We start from the raw sequence: 958 nt of genomic DNA on the forward strand, positions 1-958 counted from the left end.
GGATTGGCTCGTGACCAAGATCGCAACACATACGGTAGCGAAAAACGCGATTGCACGCATGGCATTTCCTCCCCGATCGCCAAATCTGCCTTGGACGATCTGCGCGCGCAGACTTTCGCCGGCATGCGCCCCTTGCACGAACAGAGCGGAATATCCGCGTCCCCCGCATGGAATTGCGGCATCTACATACCACAGAATCTGGCCGGCAGATAGAAGAAGTCGACCAGCCAGATTGCCCCCGAAGCGGCTCGAGCGGCGTCGGGGCGCGGTCGGAACGCATACCGGGTAAAGGCGTTAGACCAGCTACGGTTAAGCATCTGGAAGATCAAAGATTAGAGAAGCGTCCATGAACGACGGGAGCATCCTGGAGGTGCGCCACGGCACCCTCACGATCGATGGCGACACGGTCTTTTACAGAGAGGCAGGCCCTGAAGCCGCGCCGGCGTTGCTGCTTCCGCATGGTTATCCCTGCTCATCCTTCCAATATCGCCGGCTGATGCCGGCGCTCGCCGATCGGTGGCGGACGGTTGCGCCAGACTTCCCCGGCTTTGGCTACAGTGGAACTCCCGATCCGGCACGGTTCGGTTATGATTTTGACGCTTACGCGACTTTTCTGGAGCGGTTCACCGACGCGCTGGGGCTCGGTAGCTACGCGCTGTGGCTGCACGACTACGGCTCGCAGATCGGCCTGCGGCACGCCATAGCGCATCCATCGCGGATCAGGGCCCTCATCATCCAGAATGGCGACATCTACGCGGATGCTCTTGGCCCCAAATACGAAACGATCCGACGTTTCTGGCGGGATCCTTCACCAGCGAACCGCGCGCCGCTCGAAAAGGCGGTGAGCGAGGACGGCTTTCGCGCCGAGTTCGTAGGCGAAGTCGATGACGACGTCGCTCGACGTGTCCCGCCCGATCTGTGGAAATTGCATTGGCCGCTGATGGATACGCCTGTGCGC

2 protein-coding genes are annotated in these 958 nt (G+C 61.0%); both read left to right on the plus strand.

The window, feature by feature from the left end; genetic code table 11:
• Positions 1-213 (plus strand): hypothetical protein (locus EOA85_RS38430; RefSeq protein WP_206523491.1); only part of this gene is annotated, 213 nt, incomplete at its 5' end.
• A gap of 133 nt (positions 214-346) precedes the next feature.
• Positions 347-958: alpha/beta fold hydrolase (locus tag EOA85_RS36050; protein ID WP_127212788.1), on the plus strand; the 612-nt coding region annotated here is incomplete at its 3' end.

It is taken from the genome of Mesorhizobium sp. M5C.F.Ca.IN.020.29.1.1, from assembly GCF_003997375.1.
Taxonomy (GTDB): Bacteria; Pseudomonadota; Alphaproteobacteria; order Rhizobiales; family Rhizobiaceae; genus Mesorhizobium; species Mesorhizobium wenxiniae.